Raw genomic sequence first — 13,526 nt, forward strand, 5'->3', positions numbered from 1 at the left:
TCGAGCCGGCCCGGGGGCGTGCGGCGGGGGTCAGCGGAGCGTCGAGCGGGAGAGCACCCGGGTCCCGGCGGCGCCCAGCAGCGCGCCCACCGCGATCACCGCGGTCGCCACGCCGGCCACCTGCCAGGGGACGGGGCCCACCTCGGCCAGCCGGCCGCCGCCCAGCGACCCGGCGGAGGCGGCCGCGGCGGCGCCCAGCAGCACGCCGGCCACCGGCCCGGCGAGCGCCGCCGGCCCGAGCAGCGGGCCCCAGCGCAGCGGCGTCCGGTCGTCGGCGGCGAGCCGGAGCAGCCGGCGGGCCAGCAGCCAGCCCGCTGCCATCCCGGCGAGGACCGGCACCGCGAGCAGGGCCGCCCCGATGCCGTCGACCGGACCGCGCGGCAGCCCCGCCAACAGCGGCAGGGCCGGCAGCGCGCCGACGGAGACCTCGCTGGTGCGGACCGCCGTGTCGGTGCCGACGGCGAAACCGGGCCCGAGCAGGTAGCTGACCGACCAGATGGTGGCGTTCGGCGCGTAGGCGAGGCTGACCAGCGTGATCCCGGCCTGCCCGGCGACCCCGGTGCGGTAGGCCCCGATGAGGTCGGCGGCGTCCCCGCCCCCCGTGGCCACGGCGAGCCCCGCCGCCCCGCCGCCGGCGGCGAGCAGCAGCAGCCCGGCGACGAGCCCGGTGCGGATCCCGTCGCGCAGCGGCTCCGGGGACCGCGCGGCCAGCAGGCCGGCGACGTGGGTCGTCCGGGCCGAGCCGACCAGGGCCGCGAGAGTGCCCAGCACCGCGAGGGTGACCCCGGCGCGGACCGGTGACGCCCCGGGGCCGCCCGCGCCGGCCAGCACCGCCGCGAGCACGCCGATCAGCGCGTACGCGATGCCGACCGCGCCGGCCGCGACGAGCGCCTGCCGGGGTGACCGCCCACCGCGCGCGCCGATCGCCCGGCTGGTGTGCACGCCCGCCCGGGTCAGTCGCCAGACCACCAACGCGGTCAGCGCCAGCGGGGCCAGCCCGAACGGGCCGGCGCCGGTGTCGAGCGGGACGCCGTGCCCGAGCAACCAGCCGGCCAGCCCGGCGCGGAGCGCGCCCGGCACGGAGGCGGCGTCCTCGCTGAGCTGGAACAGCCAGAGCACGACCACCACCGGCAGCCACGAGGTGAGTGCCGCCCAGCCGGCGGCGACCGCCGCCGCGACGGCCAGCGGGGCGCGGCTGCGAGGGGGCTCGCCGCCCCGCGGCGCGGGCACCCGCCGGCCCCGCCCGGTGGGTGCGGCCGCCCGGGCGTCGGTGCCGGCCGCGACGCCGGGGCGGCTCGGCTGATCAGGGGTGACGGAGGACATCGGGTCTACTCTGGCATGCCGCGGGCGCGGTGGCAGTCCGATACCGCCCCCGAGCGGCGGCGAGTTCCGTGATCCACCGTCTCCCGCCCCCGATCCGGTCTAGCCTCAGCCCCAGGGACGCGACCGAAGTCGCGGCACCGACGCCCGGAGGGAAGCCGTGAACGCTCCGCCACCGCCGCCACCGCCCACGACCGGCCAGGACCGCACCACGCTCTGGGGCGTGCTCGGCATCATCCTCGGCCTGCTCTGCTGCGGCATCCTGGGGATCGTCTTCGGCTACCTGTCGATCCGGGACGCCAAGCGCTTCGGCCAGTCGCCGGTGCTCGGCTGGCTGGCGATCGCGTTCGGCGTGCTCAACATCATCGGCAGCGGCATCCTCTGGGCCGGCGGCAACTACCCGCTCTACAACGACTGAGGGCCGACCGCGAACGGTCGGCCCCCTGGTCGTACGCCAGCCCGGGTCAGCCCGCGGACATGATCTCCCGCATCAGCTTGGCGGTCTCGGTCGGCGTCTTGCCGACCTTGACGCCGACGGCCTCCAGCGCGCTCTTCTTGGCCTCGGCCGTGCCGGCGGAGCCGGAGATGATCGCGCCGGCGTGCCCCATGGTCTTGCCGGGGGGCGCGGTGAAGCCGGCGATGTAGCCGACCACCGGCTTGGTCACGTTCGCCTTGATGAACTCGGCGGCCCGCTCCTCGGCGTCGCCGCCGATCTCACCGATCATGACGATCGCGTCGGTGTCCGGGTCGGCCTCGAACGCGGCCAGCGCGTCGATGTGGGTGGTGCCGATGATCGGGTCACCGCCGATGCCCACGCAGGTCGAGAAGCCGATGTCGCGCAGCTCGTACATCATCTGGTAGGTCAGCGTGCCGCTCTTGCTGACCAGGCCGATGCGGCCGGTGCCGGTGATGTCGGCCGGGATGATGCCGGCGTTGGAGGCGCCCGGCGAGGCGATGCCCGGGCAGTTCGGCCCGATGATCCGGGTCCGCTCGCCCTTGGCCACGTTGTACGCCCAGAACGCGGCGGTGTCGTGCACCGGCACGCCCTCGGTGATCACCACGGCCAGGTCGATCCCGGCGTCGATCGCCTCGACGACCGCGCCCTTGGTGAACTGCGGCGGTACGAAGATCACGGTCACATCGGCACCGGTCTGCGCCATCGCGTCCGCGACGCTGGCGAAGACCGGCAGCTCGGTGCCGTCGAAGTCGACGGTCTGGCCCGCCTTGCGCGGGTTGACGCCGCCGACGACGTTGGTGCCCGCGGCGAGCATCCGCCGGGTGTGCTTGGAACCCTCGGAACCGGTCATCCCCTGGACGATGACCTTCGAGTCCTTGGTCAGCCAGATAGCCATTGTCAGACCCCCGCAGCCGCCAGCTCGGCGGCCCGCTCGGCCGCGCCATCCATCGTGTCGACCCGCTGGACCAGCGGGTTGTTCGCGCCGTCGAGGATCGCCCGGCCGGCCTCGGCGTTGTTGCCGTCGAGGCGGACGACCAGCGGCTTGGTGACCTTCTCGCCGCGCTGCTCGAGCAGGGCCAACGCCTGCACGATGCCGTTGGCGACCTCGTCGCAGGCGGTGATGCCGCCGAAGACGTTGACGAAGACGCTCTTCACCGACGGGTCGGACAGGACGATCTCCAGCCCGTTCGCCATCACCGCGGCGCTCGCGCCGCCGCCGATGTCGAGGAAGTTGGCCGGCTTGACGCCGCCGTGCCGCTCACCGGCGTACGCGACCACGTCGAGGGTCGACATGACCAGGCCCGCGCCGTTGCCGATGATGCCGACCTCGCCGTCGAGCTTGACGTAGTTGAGGTCCTTCTCCTTGGCGGCCTGCTCCAGCGGGTCCACCGCGGCCTGGTCGACGAGCGCCTCGTGGTCCGGGTGCCGGAAGCCGGCGTTCTCGTCCAGGGTGATCTTGGCGTCGAGCAGCAGCAGCTTGCCCTCGCCGGTCTTGGCCAGCGGGTTCACCTCGACCAGCGTGGCGTCCTCGGCGACGAAGGCCTTCCACAGGCCCACGGCGACCTCGACGACCTGGTCGGCGACCTCGGCCGGGAAGCCGGCGGCGGCGACGATCTCGCGCGCCTTCGCCTCGTCGACGCCGGTGTTGGCGTCGATCGGGGCCTTGACGACCTTCTCCGGGGTGTCGGCGGCGACCTGCTCGATGTCCATGCCGCCCGCGACGCTGGCGATGCAGAGGAAGGTGCGGTTCGCCCGGTCGAGCAGGTAGGAGAAGTAGTACTCCTCGGCCACGTCCGCGGTCACGGTGATCATGACCTTGTGGACGGTGTGACCCTTGATGTCCATGCCGAGGATGTCGGTGGCCCGGGCCACCGTCTCATCCGCGCCCTCGGCCAGCTTCACGCCGCCGGCCTTGCCCCGGCCGCCGACCTTCACCTGCGCCTTGACGACCACCCGACCGCCGAGGCGTTCGGCGATCGCGCGGGCCTCCTCCGGGGTCGTGGCGACGCCGCCGGCGAGCACGGGCAAGCCGTGCCGCTCGAACAGGTCCCGCCCCTGGTACTCGTACAGGTCCACGTTTGCGCGTCCCGTCCCGTCTCCGCGGCGCGCCGTCGCGCCGCCACCAGCGTTATGGAAAACAGTTTGACGCCTGTCATCAGTTGAAACAGGCCATTGGGCGCAGCCTAGCGAGGTGGACACCGGCCGCAACCGAGCGGGTGCGCGGTGTGCGGTAATGCACAACCAGCGGCGTCGCGCGGCCTTTCCGCGACTTCGGGCCCCGACGTCAGCCGTCCGGGCGATGTTGTCCGGGCTGCGTAACCCCTGCGCGGGGGCGTCGTTGAGTCAGGTGTCGGCGCGCTGATGCAGCGCGGCGGCGGGAGACGGCCGATGCCCTGTCGGTCGAGGGGTGGCGGCGGGGCATCGTGCATAGAGGGGCCGGACGTGTGAGGGGTGCGTCCGGCCCCTCCCCCTGTCCGGCGTCAGCCGTCGACCGCCCCGATGCCCGCGACCGGCCGACCGCCCCGAGTCCACGACCGGGTCGACCGCTCCGATGCCCGCCGACCGTGGTCGGGCGCCCGGAGACTGCGGCCGGTCGACCGCACCGAGCCCGCGACCGCGGTCAGGCGACCGGCTGGGCGACGTTCTCCCGCACCCACTCCACGATCGAGGCGGTGGTGGCGCCCGGCGTGAAGATCTTGGCGACGCCCAGCTTCTGCAGCTCGGGGATGTCCGCGTCGGGGATGATGCCGCCGCCGAAGACGACGATGTCGCGGGCGTCCCGCTCGCCGAGCAGCTCCACCACCCGCCGGAAGAGCGTCATGTGCGCCCCGGACAGCACGGAGAGCCCGACCGCGTCGGCGTCCTCCTGGATCGCGGTCTCCACGATCTGCTCCGGGGTCTGGTGCAGGCCGGTGTAGATGACCTCCATACCGGCGTCCCGGAGGGCACGCGCGACGACCTTGGCGCCACGGTCGTGGCCGTCCAGGCCCGGCTTGGCGACGACGACCCGAACACGAGAGCTCATCTGCGCATCCCTTTCACCGGCTCCGCGGCTTCACCTGAACGAACGGTAACCCGCCCCGCCCGGCCCCGGAAATCCGGGCGGCGAAGCGCACGGCGCGCCGGCCGGCGACCCCCGGGAAGGCTGCCGCCGCCGACGGTACCCGTGCCGTAGATGATCACCGTCGTCAAGCCGGACGACTCCGCCGTTTGGTCACCCTGCGCGACGAACGGTCAGTTACGGGGGCACCGTTCGACGGGTACGAGGCATGACAATCACGGATGCAAAGGGACAGAACGCAGTAGCAATTCGGCGCTTTGGCTTGTGACGGGCCTGGTCGTTGGCTACCGTGTCCACGGTTGTCATCAGGTCCACGGACGGGTGACGACGCGGTCAGCCGACGTTCACCGGAGTTTCACGAGCGTCGAGGAAGCCGCATCGGATCCCCGACAACGGAGGGTGTGCGTGCGCCAGCGCCTGTCGTCTGAGCCCGATCGATATCGCGGCCGCCGCCGCGTACCCACCCCTCCGCGTAGCCGCTACGCCGCCGTCGTCACCACCGCGCTCGTCGGGGCCGGTGTCGTCGCGCTCGGCGCGGGCGCCATGCCGGACGCGAAGAGCGTCGACCCGTCGGTCCTCGACGAGCTCAAGGCCGCCTCGACCCTGAGCCAGGACGCCGCGGCCCGCGCCGACGCCGCCGACCGCGCCTCCCGCGACAGCACCCGCGCCGCCGGAACCGAGGACGCCGCCGAGCGCGAGGTCTGGCTGCTCCCCCTGCAGGACTACGAGTTCCAGACGCCCTACGGCATGCGCTGGGGCAAGCTGCACACCGGCGTCGACCTGGTCGCCCCCGAGGGCACGCCCTATGTCGCCATCCACGCTGGCACCGTCACCAAGGCCGGCTGGTTCGGCGGTTACGGCTACACGGTGATCGTCCAGCACGCCGACGGCAGCGAGGCGATCTACGGCCACTCCTCCGCGCTGAGCGTGCGGGAGGGGCAGCAGGTCAAGGCGGGCGACCAGCTCGGCCTGGTCGGCAACACCGGCCATTCCTACGGCGCCCACCTCCACCTGGAGGTCCATGTCAAGGGCGAGCCGCTCGACCCGGTGCCGTGGCTCCAGGATCGCGACGTGGACATCAAGCTACAGGTCGAGGCAATTTACAACGACGTAGCCGCCTCCTGACGCTGCGCACCGACCGTTGACCGCCCGGATCTGTCGATCCGGGCGGTTTTTCGTTGCCCCACCGACGGGCAAAGTCTTCTGGGTCACAGCCGCGAGTGTGATCGGCGCCACGGCCAACCATGATCACTTATCGCTACCAAAGCCGCAGGGCGGGAGGTAACGGACGCCGGAGGCACCGCCGCTCCGTCCCGACCCGGTCCCCCTACCCGCTGCGGACCCCGCTGACACCAGTATTTCGAGGTCAAGTGCCCCTCGATCAGTGAAGGTCCGCCGTGCAGGAAGACATTCAGAACGAGAACACCCCCGACGCCCCCGCTCGGCACCGGAGGCTGACCGGCGGCCGCACCCGAGTGATCGTCGCCGCGGCGGCTCTGATCGGCCTCGGTCTCGGCGGCGCCGCCTTCGCGGCCACCGGTGACGACGAGCCCTCCGTCCCGGCCGCCGTCTCCCTCGACGCGCAGGCCCGCGCCGAGGCCGCCGACCGCGCCGACCGGTCCGCGCGCGAGTCGACCGCTCCGGCCAGCCCCTCGGCCAGCCCGACACCGAGCACCACGACGGCGAGCCCGTCGGCGAAGCCCAGCCCGAAGGCGACCACCGCCAAGCCGACGCCGAAGAAGACCAGCAAGCCGAAGCCGAGCTGGGTCGTCCCGATGAAGGGCGCGGCGATCACCTCCTGCTACGGCCCGCGCTGGGGCACCCTGCACGCCGGCATCGACTTCGCGCTGCCCGCCGGCACCCCGGTCCGCGCCGCCTTCGGCGGGACGGTCACCAAAGCCGGCGACGTCGGCGACGGGTACGGCATCTCGGTGGTCGTCGACCACGGCAACGGCTACCTGACCCACTACGCCCACCTCAGCACCGCCAAGGTGGGCGTAGGCGACAAGGTGGGCGCCGGCGAGACCATCGGCCTGGAGGGCTCCACCGGCGACTCCACCGGACCGCACCTGCACTTCGAGGTCCACCAGGGCCAGATGTGGAACCAGATCGACCCCGCGCCGTTCCTGCGCGCCCGGGGCATCGACGTGGCCTGCTGACCCGTACCGACCGGGACGGCCCGGTCCGGCGTGCTGCCGGGCCGGGCCGTGGCCGTCTCAGAGCTTGTCGATCGGCGCGTGCCGCAGCACCAGCCACATCGTCTGGTCGCCGAAGTCGATCTGCGCCCGGGCGCCCGGGCCGTGCCCCTCCACCGCGAGCACCCGCCCCAGGCCGTAGCGCTGGTGGTTGACCCGGTCGCCGGCGGACACCTTCGGCCCCTGCGGCAGCTCGCTCGCCGTGGTCAACCGGCTGGCGTCGACGCCGAGCCGCTTCGCCAGCTGGGCTGCCTTGGGGGTGCCGCCGTTGAAGCCGCCGCGCCCGCCGGGCACGCGGTCCGCGCGGCCCCCGACGCCGCCACCCCCGCCGGCCCACGAGGTGTACGACCCCTCGGTGCGCTCCCAGCGGACCAGCTCCGGCGGCAGTTCCTCCAGGAACCGGGACGGCGGGTTGTAGGACGGCTGCCCCCACGCCGAGCGGGTCACCGCCCGGGAGAGGTAGAGGCGCTGCCGGGCCCGGGTGATGCCCACGTACGCCAGCCGGCGCTCCTCCTCCAGCTCCCGGGTGTCGCCGAGCGAGCGCAGGTGCGGGAAGACGCCGTCCTCCAGGCCGGTCAGGAAGACGACCGGGAACTCCAGCCCCTTGGCGGTGTGCAGCGTCATCAGGGTGACCACGCCCTGGTGCTCCGGATCGTCGGTCGGCACCTGGTCGGCGTCGGCGACCAGCGCGACCTGCTCCAGGAAGCCGGCCACGGTGGCCCGCTCCCCCTCCTCGCCGGTCGCCTCGATCCGCTCCGTGTACTCCCGGGCGACGCTGACCAACTCCTGGAGGTTGTCGACCCGGCCGGCGTCCTGCGGGTCGAGGCTCTCCTCCAGCTCGGTCAGGTAGCCCGAGCGGGTGAGCAGCGCCTCCAGCACCTCCTCCGGGGTGCCGGTCCGGGCCAGCTCACGGGCGCCGTCGAGCAGGGCGACGAACTCGGCGATGCCGTTCGCGGCCCGGGTGGAGATGCCCGGCGCGTCCTTGGCCCGGCGCAGCGCCGCGCCGAAGGAGATCCGGTCCCGGCTGGACAGCGCCTCCACGCACGCCTCGGCGCGGTCGCCGATGCCCCGGCGGGGGGTGTTGAGGATCCGCCGCAGGCTGACCGTGTCGTCGTCGTTGACCACCGCGCGCAGGTAGGCCAGCGCGTCGCGGACCTCCTTGCGCTCGTAGAAGCGCACCCCGCCGACCACTTTGTAGGGCAGGCCGACCCGGATGAACACCTCCTCGAAGACCCGGGACTGGGCGTTGGTGCGGTAGAACACGGCCACGTCGCCGGGGCGGGTCTCGTCGGCGTCGACCAGCCGGTCGATCTCCCGGGCCACCCAGTCGGCCTCGGCGTGCTCGGTGTCGGCCACGTAGCCGACGATCCGCTCGCCGGCGCCCGCCTCGCTCCACAGCCGCTTCGGCTTGCGCGAGGTGTTGCGGTCGATCACCGCGTTGGCGGCGTTGAGGATGGTCTGGGTCGAGCGGTAGTTCTGCTCGAGCAGGATCGTCCGGGCGTCGCTGAAGTCGCGCTCGAACTCGAGAATGTTGCGGATCGTCGCGCCGCGGAACGCGTAGATCGACTGGTCGGCGTCGCCGACCACGCACAGCTCCGCCGGCTCGATCCCCTCGGTGCCCGAGACCAGCTCCTTGATCAGCACGTACTGGGCGTGGTTGGTGTCCTGGTATTCGTCGACCAGCACGTGCCGGAACCGCCGGCGGTAGCTCTCCGCGACGTGCGGGTGCGACTGGAGCAGGTGCACCGTCGTCATGATCAGGTCGTCGAAGTCGAGCGCGTGCGCCTCACGCAGCCGCCGCTGGTAGAGCGTGTAGGCCTCCGCCAGCGCCCGCTCGTTGGGGCCCTTGGCACGGCCCGCGAACTCCTCCGGGTCGACCAGCTCGTTCTTCAGGTTGGAGACCTGTGCGGCCAGCCCGCGCGCCGGGTAGCGCTTCGGGTCGAGGTCGAGCTCCCGGGCGACCATCTGCATCAGCCGGCGGGAGTCGTCCGCGTCGTAGATCGAGAAGGTCGACTTCAGCCCGGCGTGCTCGTGCTCGGCGCGCAGGATGCGCACGCACGCGGAGTGGAACGTCGACACCCACATCAGCCGGGCACGCGGGCCGACGAGGTGCGCGACGCGCTCCTTCATCTCGCCGGCGGCCTTGTTGGTGAACGTGATCGCGATGATCTCGCCGGGGTGCACGTCCCGGGCGGCCAGCAGGTAGGCGATCCGGTGGGTGAGCACCCGGGTCTTGCCCGAACCGGCGCCGGCCACGATCAGCAGCGGCGAGCCGGCGTGGGTGACGGCGTCGCGCTGCGGCCCGTTCAGGCCCTCGACCAGGGCCTGCGGGTCGAGGCGGGCGGCGGCGGACCCCGGCCGGTGCGGCGGGGTCGGAGCGGGCGCCGGCGCGGGCGGGGACACGGGGATGTCGAAGAGAGGATGCATCGCACGGCGAGTCTATGCCGCCGGACGGACACTTCCCCGCCGCGTGGACCCCGGTGCGACCGAGCCGTCATCCGGACCGGCCGCCCCGAGGACGCCGAACCCCGTCCGGCGCCGCCCGCCCGGCACCGCCCATCCGGCCGCCGGACGGGGCGTGCCGGGTCCCGGCATCGCTGCCGTACGCCGCCTCCGGTCCCGCCTCGGGCGACGGCGCCGGGGCCGTGGGTCCGGACACGTGTCCGGTCGAATCCTTGCGCGGCCCGGCCCGGGGTCGGCATACTCGACGGCGTGTTGGGTCAGCGCTTCTACTTTTACTACGGCACCGGGAGTCCGGCAGCCGTGGGTCGCGCCTGATCAACCAGACCTACGAAAGCCCCGGGCTCCTGGAGCCCGGGGCTTTCTCCGTCCCGGGATCCGGGCACCGGGCACCTGACGGCGAGGGGTACCCGATGATGACAGACGTGGTGGAGTCCAACGGCAGCCTGACGCGGCCCGGGGCGGGCCGGCCCGACCCGGAGGCACCCGGCCCGGTCGACGCGCCGGGCGGCGCCGACGACGCGAAGCCGGAGTCGCGCACCGGCACGGAGGAACCGGGCGCGGCCGCCCGGATCGTGGAGATCCGGGAACGGATCGACGAGATCGACCGGGCGCTGATCGAGCTGTGGCAGGAGCGGGCCCGCCTCTCCCAGGAGGTCGGAGTGACCCGGATGGCCTCCGGCGGCACCCGGCTCGTGCTCTCCCGGGAACGGGAGATCCTGGAACGTTTCCGGGTCGCCCTCGGCGCCGACGGCACGCAGCTCGCGCTGCTGCTGCTCCGCGCCGGTCGCGGCCCTCTGTGAGGCGCACGCGGGCGGGCGGGCCGTGCGGCGCGGGCACTGCGCCCCGGCCGCCGGCCGCCGCGCCCGCCCGGAAACGACGAAACCGCCTGCCGTCGTCGCGATGACGTCGGCAGGCGGCCCCGTGGGTGTCACGCCTCGTGCGTCTGCACGATCTCCCGCTTCTCGGCGAAGTGGCAGGCGCTCGGGTGGTCCGAGCCCGACCGGATCTCCAGCAGCGGGACCTGCTCGGCGCAGACGTCCTGCGCCTTCCAGCAGCGGGTCCGGAACCGGCAGCCCGAGGGCGGGCTGACCGGCGACGGCACGTCACCGGTGAGGCGGATGATCGCCTTGTTCTCGCGGACGGTCGGGTCCGGCACCGGCACCGCCGACAGCAGCGCCTGGGTGTACGGGTGGGTCGGCCGCTCGTAGATCTCGTCCTCGGTGCCGATCTCCGCGATCTTGCCCAGGTACATCACCGCGACCCGGTCCGACAGGTGCCGGACCACCGACAGGTCGTGCGCGATGAACACGTACGACAGGCCGAACTCGCCCTGGAGCTGCTCCAGCAGGTTCATCACCTGCGCCTGGATCGACACGTCCAGGGCGGAGACGGGCTCGTCGCAGACGATGATCTCGGGCCGCAGCGCGAGCGCCCGGGCGATGCCGATGCGCTGCCGCTGACCGCCGGAGAACTGGTGCGGGTACCGGTTGATGTGCTCCGGGTTCAGACCGACGAGGTCGAGCAGTTCCTTCACCTTGCCCCGGCGGCTGCCCTTCGGCGCCACCTCCGGGTGGATCTCGAACGGCTCGCCGATCAGGTCGCCGACCGTCATCCGCGGGTTCAGCGAGGTGTACGGGTCCTGCATCACGAGCTGGATCTGTCGGCGCAGCCGCCGCAGCGCCCCGCCAGAGAGCTTGGAGATGTCCTGGCCCTTGTAGAGCACGCTGCCGGAGGTCGGCCGCTCCAGGTTCATCAGCACCCGGGCCAGGGTCGACTTGCCGCAGCCGGACTCGCCCACCACGCCCAGGGTCTCGCCTGCCTTGAGGTCGAAGGAGACCCCGTCCACCGCCTTGACGTGACCGATGGTCTTCTTGAAGACCACACCCCGGGTCACCGGGTAGTGCTTGACCAGGTCACGGACCTCGAGGATGTTCTCAGTCACGGTTCACCAGCTCCTCGGCGAAGTGGCAGGCGCTGGCCCGGCCGGCACCCACCTGCAGCAGCGGCGGGACCTTCTCCCGGCAGACCGGCTGCGCCATGGGGCAGCGCGGGTTGAACGGGCAGCCCGGCGGGATGTTCATCAGGTTCGGCGGGAGGCCCTTGATGGTCCGGAGCTGCTGCCCCTTCTCGTCCAGCCGGGGAATCGAGTTGATCAGGCCGATGGTGTACGGGTGCGCCGGCTTGGCGTACAGGTCGTACACGTTGGCTTCCTCGACGATGCGACCCGCGTACATGACCGCGATCCGGTCCGCGACGTCGGCGACCACGCCGAGGTCGTGGGTGATCAGGATCATGCCCATCTGCCGCTCCCGCTGGAGTTCGGCGAGCAGGTCCATGATCTGGGCCTGCACGGTCACGTCCAGCGCGGTGGTCGGCTCGTCCGCGATCAGCACCTCCGGGTCCAGCGCCAGCGACATCGCGATCATGGCGCGCTGCCGCATACCACCGGAGAACTGGTGCGGGTAGTTGCTGAACCGGCCCTTGGCGTTCGGGATCTTGACCTGGTCGAGCATCTCGATCGCGCGCTTCTTGGCGTCGGCGCGGCTCATGCCGCGCCGCACCCGGAACTGCTCGGCGATCTGGAAGCCGACCGTGAAAACCGGGTTGAGCGCGGAGAGCGCGTCCTGGAAGATCATGGCGATCCCCTCGCCGCGGATGCGGCGACGCTCCTCGAAGGACATCTTGAGCATGTCCTTGCCGTGGAAGCGGACCTGACCGCCGGTGACGAAACCGGGCGGCGTGTCGAGGATGCCCATGATGGTCTGCGCGGTGACGCTCTTGCCGGAGCCGGACTCGCCGAGCACGGCGAGGGTCTCCCCCGCGTCGACGTGGTACGTGACCCCGTTGATGACCTTCGCGACGCCGTCCCGGGTGCGGAACTCCACGCGGAGGTCGTCGACCTCGAGCAGACGGCCGGACGGGCGACCGGAGGTACCCGCTGCGGACTGCTCGGACACGAGAATGTCGGACAACTGAATCGCCCCTAGCGGAGTTTCGGATCGAGGGCCTCGCGGACCGTCTCACCGAGCACCACGAAGCTCAGCACGGCGGTGACGAGGAAGGCGGCCGGGAAGAAGAGCAGGTACGGCGCGACCCGGATGTACTGCTGGGCCTCGTTGATCATGATGCCCCAGGAGACCACCGGGCTCTTCAGGCCGACGCCCAGGAAGGACAGCGTCGCCTCGGCGCCGATGAACGAGCCGACCAGGATCGTCCCGTAGACCAGCAGCGGCGCGAGGCTGTTCGGCAGCAGGTGCTTGAGGATGATCCGGCCGGTGCCGGCACCCAGCGCACGGGCCGCGACGATGTAGTCCGACTCCTTGGTGGCCAGCACGGAGGAGCGCATCAACCGCATCACGACCGGCCAGCCCAGCACGATAAGGGACATGCTCACCAGGGCCATGATCTCGGCCTTGCTGTTGCTCGTGCCCGACCCGTTGAAGGTGGTCAGGATCACGATGGCACCCAGCACGAAGGGCAGACCGAAGAAGACGTCGGCGACGCGGGAGAGCAGGGCGTCCACCCAGCCGCCCCGGTAGCCGGCGATGATGCCCATCGCGCCGCCGATCAGCAGCACGCCGAGCACGGAGAGCACGGAGACCACGATCGACGCGCGGGCGCCGTAGATGACCCGGGCGTAGACGTCCCGGCCCTGCACGTCGTAGCCGAACCAGGCGTCCGACGACGGGCCGACCAGGCTGTTGCTCAGCGAGCCGTTCGCCGGGTCGCCGGAGCTGAAGACCGACGGGAACGCCGTCATCACCAGGAAGATGGCGATGAACGTGGCGGAGATCCAGAACAGCGGCTTGCGACGCAGGATGAGCCAGGCGTCGCCGAGCAGGCCGCGCGGCTTCTCCTTGCGGGCGTTCTCCGGCTGGCCCGCGTTGGTGGGCGCGCCCAGCTCGGTCGGCGCGGTGGCCGGGGGCGTACTGACGATCGACGCGGCACTGGGGTCGCTCATGCCGGCACCTCGCTCCGCTCGACCCGGGCGTGGGTGCCCGGGCACGCTGCAATGACCAGGTTTCGTTCG

The 13,526-nt window shown here is 72.3% G+C and carries 12 protein-coding genes; 4 read left to right on the forward strand and 8 right to left on the reverse strand.

Translation table 11 applies throughout. The annotated features are described in order from the left end of the window. Window positions 1–30: 30 nt before the first annotated feature. On the reverse strand, window positions 31–1,323 hold the full coding sequence (locus tag ACFY23_RS19610) for a DUF6350 family protein (protein WP_350818990.1): 1,293 nt from the start codon (window positions 1,321–1,323) through the stop codon (window positions 31–33). 157 nt (window positions 1,324–1,480) lie between these two features. On the opposite strand from ACFY23_RS19610, the gene ACFY23_RS19615 reads away from it, so the two are divergent. Continuing rightward, window positions 1,481–1,738, forward strand: coding sequence for a hypothetical protein (locus tag ACFY23_RS19615; protein ID WP_350684226.1), 258 nt, complete (start codon window positions 1,481–1,483; stop codon window positions 1,736–1,738). A gap of 46 nt (window positions 1,739–1,784) precedes the next feature. Here the strand turns inward: ACFY23_RS19615 and sucD are convergent, their stop codons facing one another. The 3 genes from sucD to ACFY23_RS19630 all read right to left on the reverse strand — a co-directional run bounded on the left by sucD (window position 1,785) and on the right by ACFY23_RS19630 (window position 4,802). Further along, entirely contained in the window at window positions 1,785–2,672 is an 888-nt protein-coding gene (sucD, locus tag ACFY23_RS19620; protein ID WP_350684227.1) for a succinate--CoA ligase subunit alpha, read from the reverse strand. Window positions 2,673–2,674: 2 nt separating this feature from the next. After that, entirely contained in the window at window positions 2,675–3,853 is a 1,179-nt protein-coding gene (gene sucC, locus ACFY23_RS19625) for an ADP-forming succinate--CoA ligase subunit beta (protein ID WP_350684228.1), read from the reverse strand. A 544-nt stretch (window positions 3,854–4,397) separates the two neighbouring features. Further along, window positions 4,398–4,802, reverse strand: coding sequence for a cobalamin B12-binding domain-containing protein (locus tag ACFY23_RS19630; protein WP_350684229.1), 405 nt, complete (start codon window positions 4,800–4,802; stop codon window positions 4,398–4,400). Window positions 4,803–5,243: 441 nt separating this feature from the next. Here ACFY23_RS19630 and ACFY23_RS19635 point away from each other — a divergent pair, with 441 nt between their 5' ends. Together ACFY23_RS19635 and ACFY23_RS19640 are read left to right on the forward strand one after the other, a co-directional pair. Then, window positions 5,244–5,963: a M23 family metallopeptidase gene (locus ACFY23_RS19635; RefSeq protein ID WP_350684230.1), complete on the forward strand. Its 720-nt coding sequence runs from the start codon at window positions 5,244–5,246 to the stop codon at window positions 5,961–5,963. Window positions 5,964–6,235: 272 nt separating this feature from the next. Continuing rightward, window positions 6,236–6,997 carry a peptidoglycan DD-metalloendopeptidase family protein gene (locus ACFY23_RS19640; protein ID WP_350684231.1) on the forward strand — a complete coding sequence of 254 codons (762 nt, stop codon included), beginning with the start codon at window positions 6,236–6,238 and terminating at the stop codon, window positions 6,995–6,997. 57 nt (window positions 6,998–7,054) lie between these two features. Here the strand turns inward: ACFY23_RS19640 and pcrA are convergent, their stop codons facing one another. Further along, window positions 7,055–9,460 (reverse strand): DNA helicase PcrA, encoded by a 2,406-nt coding sequence (gene pcrA / locus ACFY23_RS19645; protein ID WP_350684232.1) that lies wholly within the window; start codon window positions 9,458–9,460, stop codon window positions 7,055–7,057. A gap of 446 nt (window positions 9,461–9,906) precedes the next feature. Between pcrA and ACFY23_RS19650 the strand changes: the two genes are divergently transcribed. Continuing rightward, on the forward strand, window positions 9,907–10,296 hold the full coding sequence (locus tag ACFY23_RS19650; RefSeq protein ID WP_350684233.1) for a chorismate mutase: 390 nt from the start codon (window positions 9,907–9,909) through the stop codon (window positions 10,294–10,296). Between the two features lie 128 nt (window positions 10,297–10,424). Here ACFY23_RS19650 and ACFY23_RS19655 read toward each other — a convergent pair whose 3' ends face one another. From ACFY23_RS19655 to ACFY23_RS19665, 3 genes are read right to left on the reverse strand one after another with little or no spacing between them, the layout of a single operon-like run. Continuing rightward, window positions 10,425–11,438, reverse strand: a complete 1,014-nt coding sequence (locus ACFY23_RS19655) for a dipeptide ABC transporter ATP-binding protein (protein WP_350684234.1) — start codon at window positions 11,436–11,438, stop codon at window positions 10,425–10,427. Next, window positions 11,431–12,453 carry an ABC transporter ATP-binding protein gene (locus ACFY23_RS19660; RefSeq protein WP_350684244.1) on the reverse strand — a complete coding sequence of 341 codons (1,023 nt, stop codon included), beginning with the start codon at window positions 12,451–12,453 and terminating at the stop codon, window positions 11,431–11,433. Before ACFY23_RS19660 ends, ACFY23_RS19655 begins: the two co-directional genes overlap by 8 nt. Window positions 12,454–12,479: 26 nt before the next feature. Beyond that, complete coding sequence (locus ACFY23_RS19665) at window positions 12,480–13,457, reverse strand: ABC transporter permease (RefSeq protein WP_350684235.1); 978 nt, start codon at window positions 13,455–13,457, stop codon at window positions 12,480–12,482. Window positions 13,458–13,526: the final 69 nt, after the last annotated feature.

Origin of the sequence: Micromonospora sp. NPDC000121 (assembly GCF_042899165.1) — a bacterium.
Taxonomy (GTDB): domain Bacteria; phylum Actinomycetota; class Actinomycetes; order Mycobacteriales; family Micromonosporaceae; genus Micromonospora.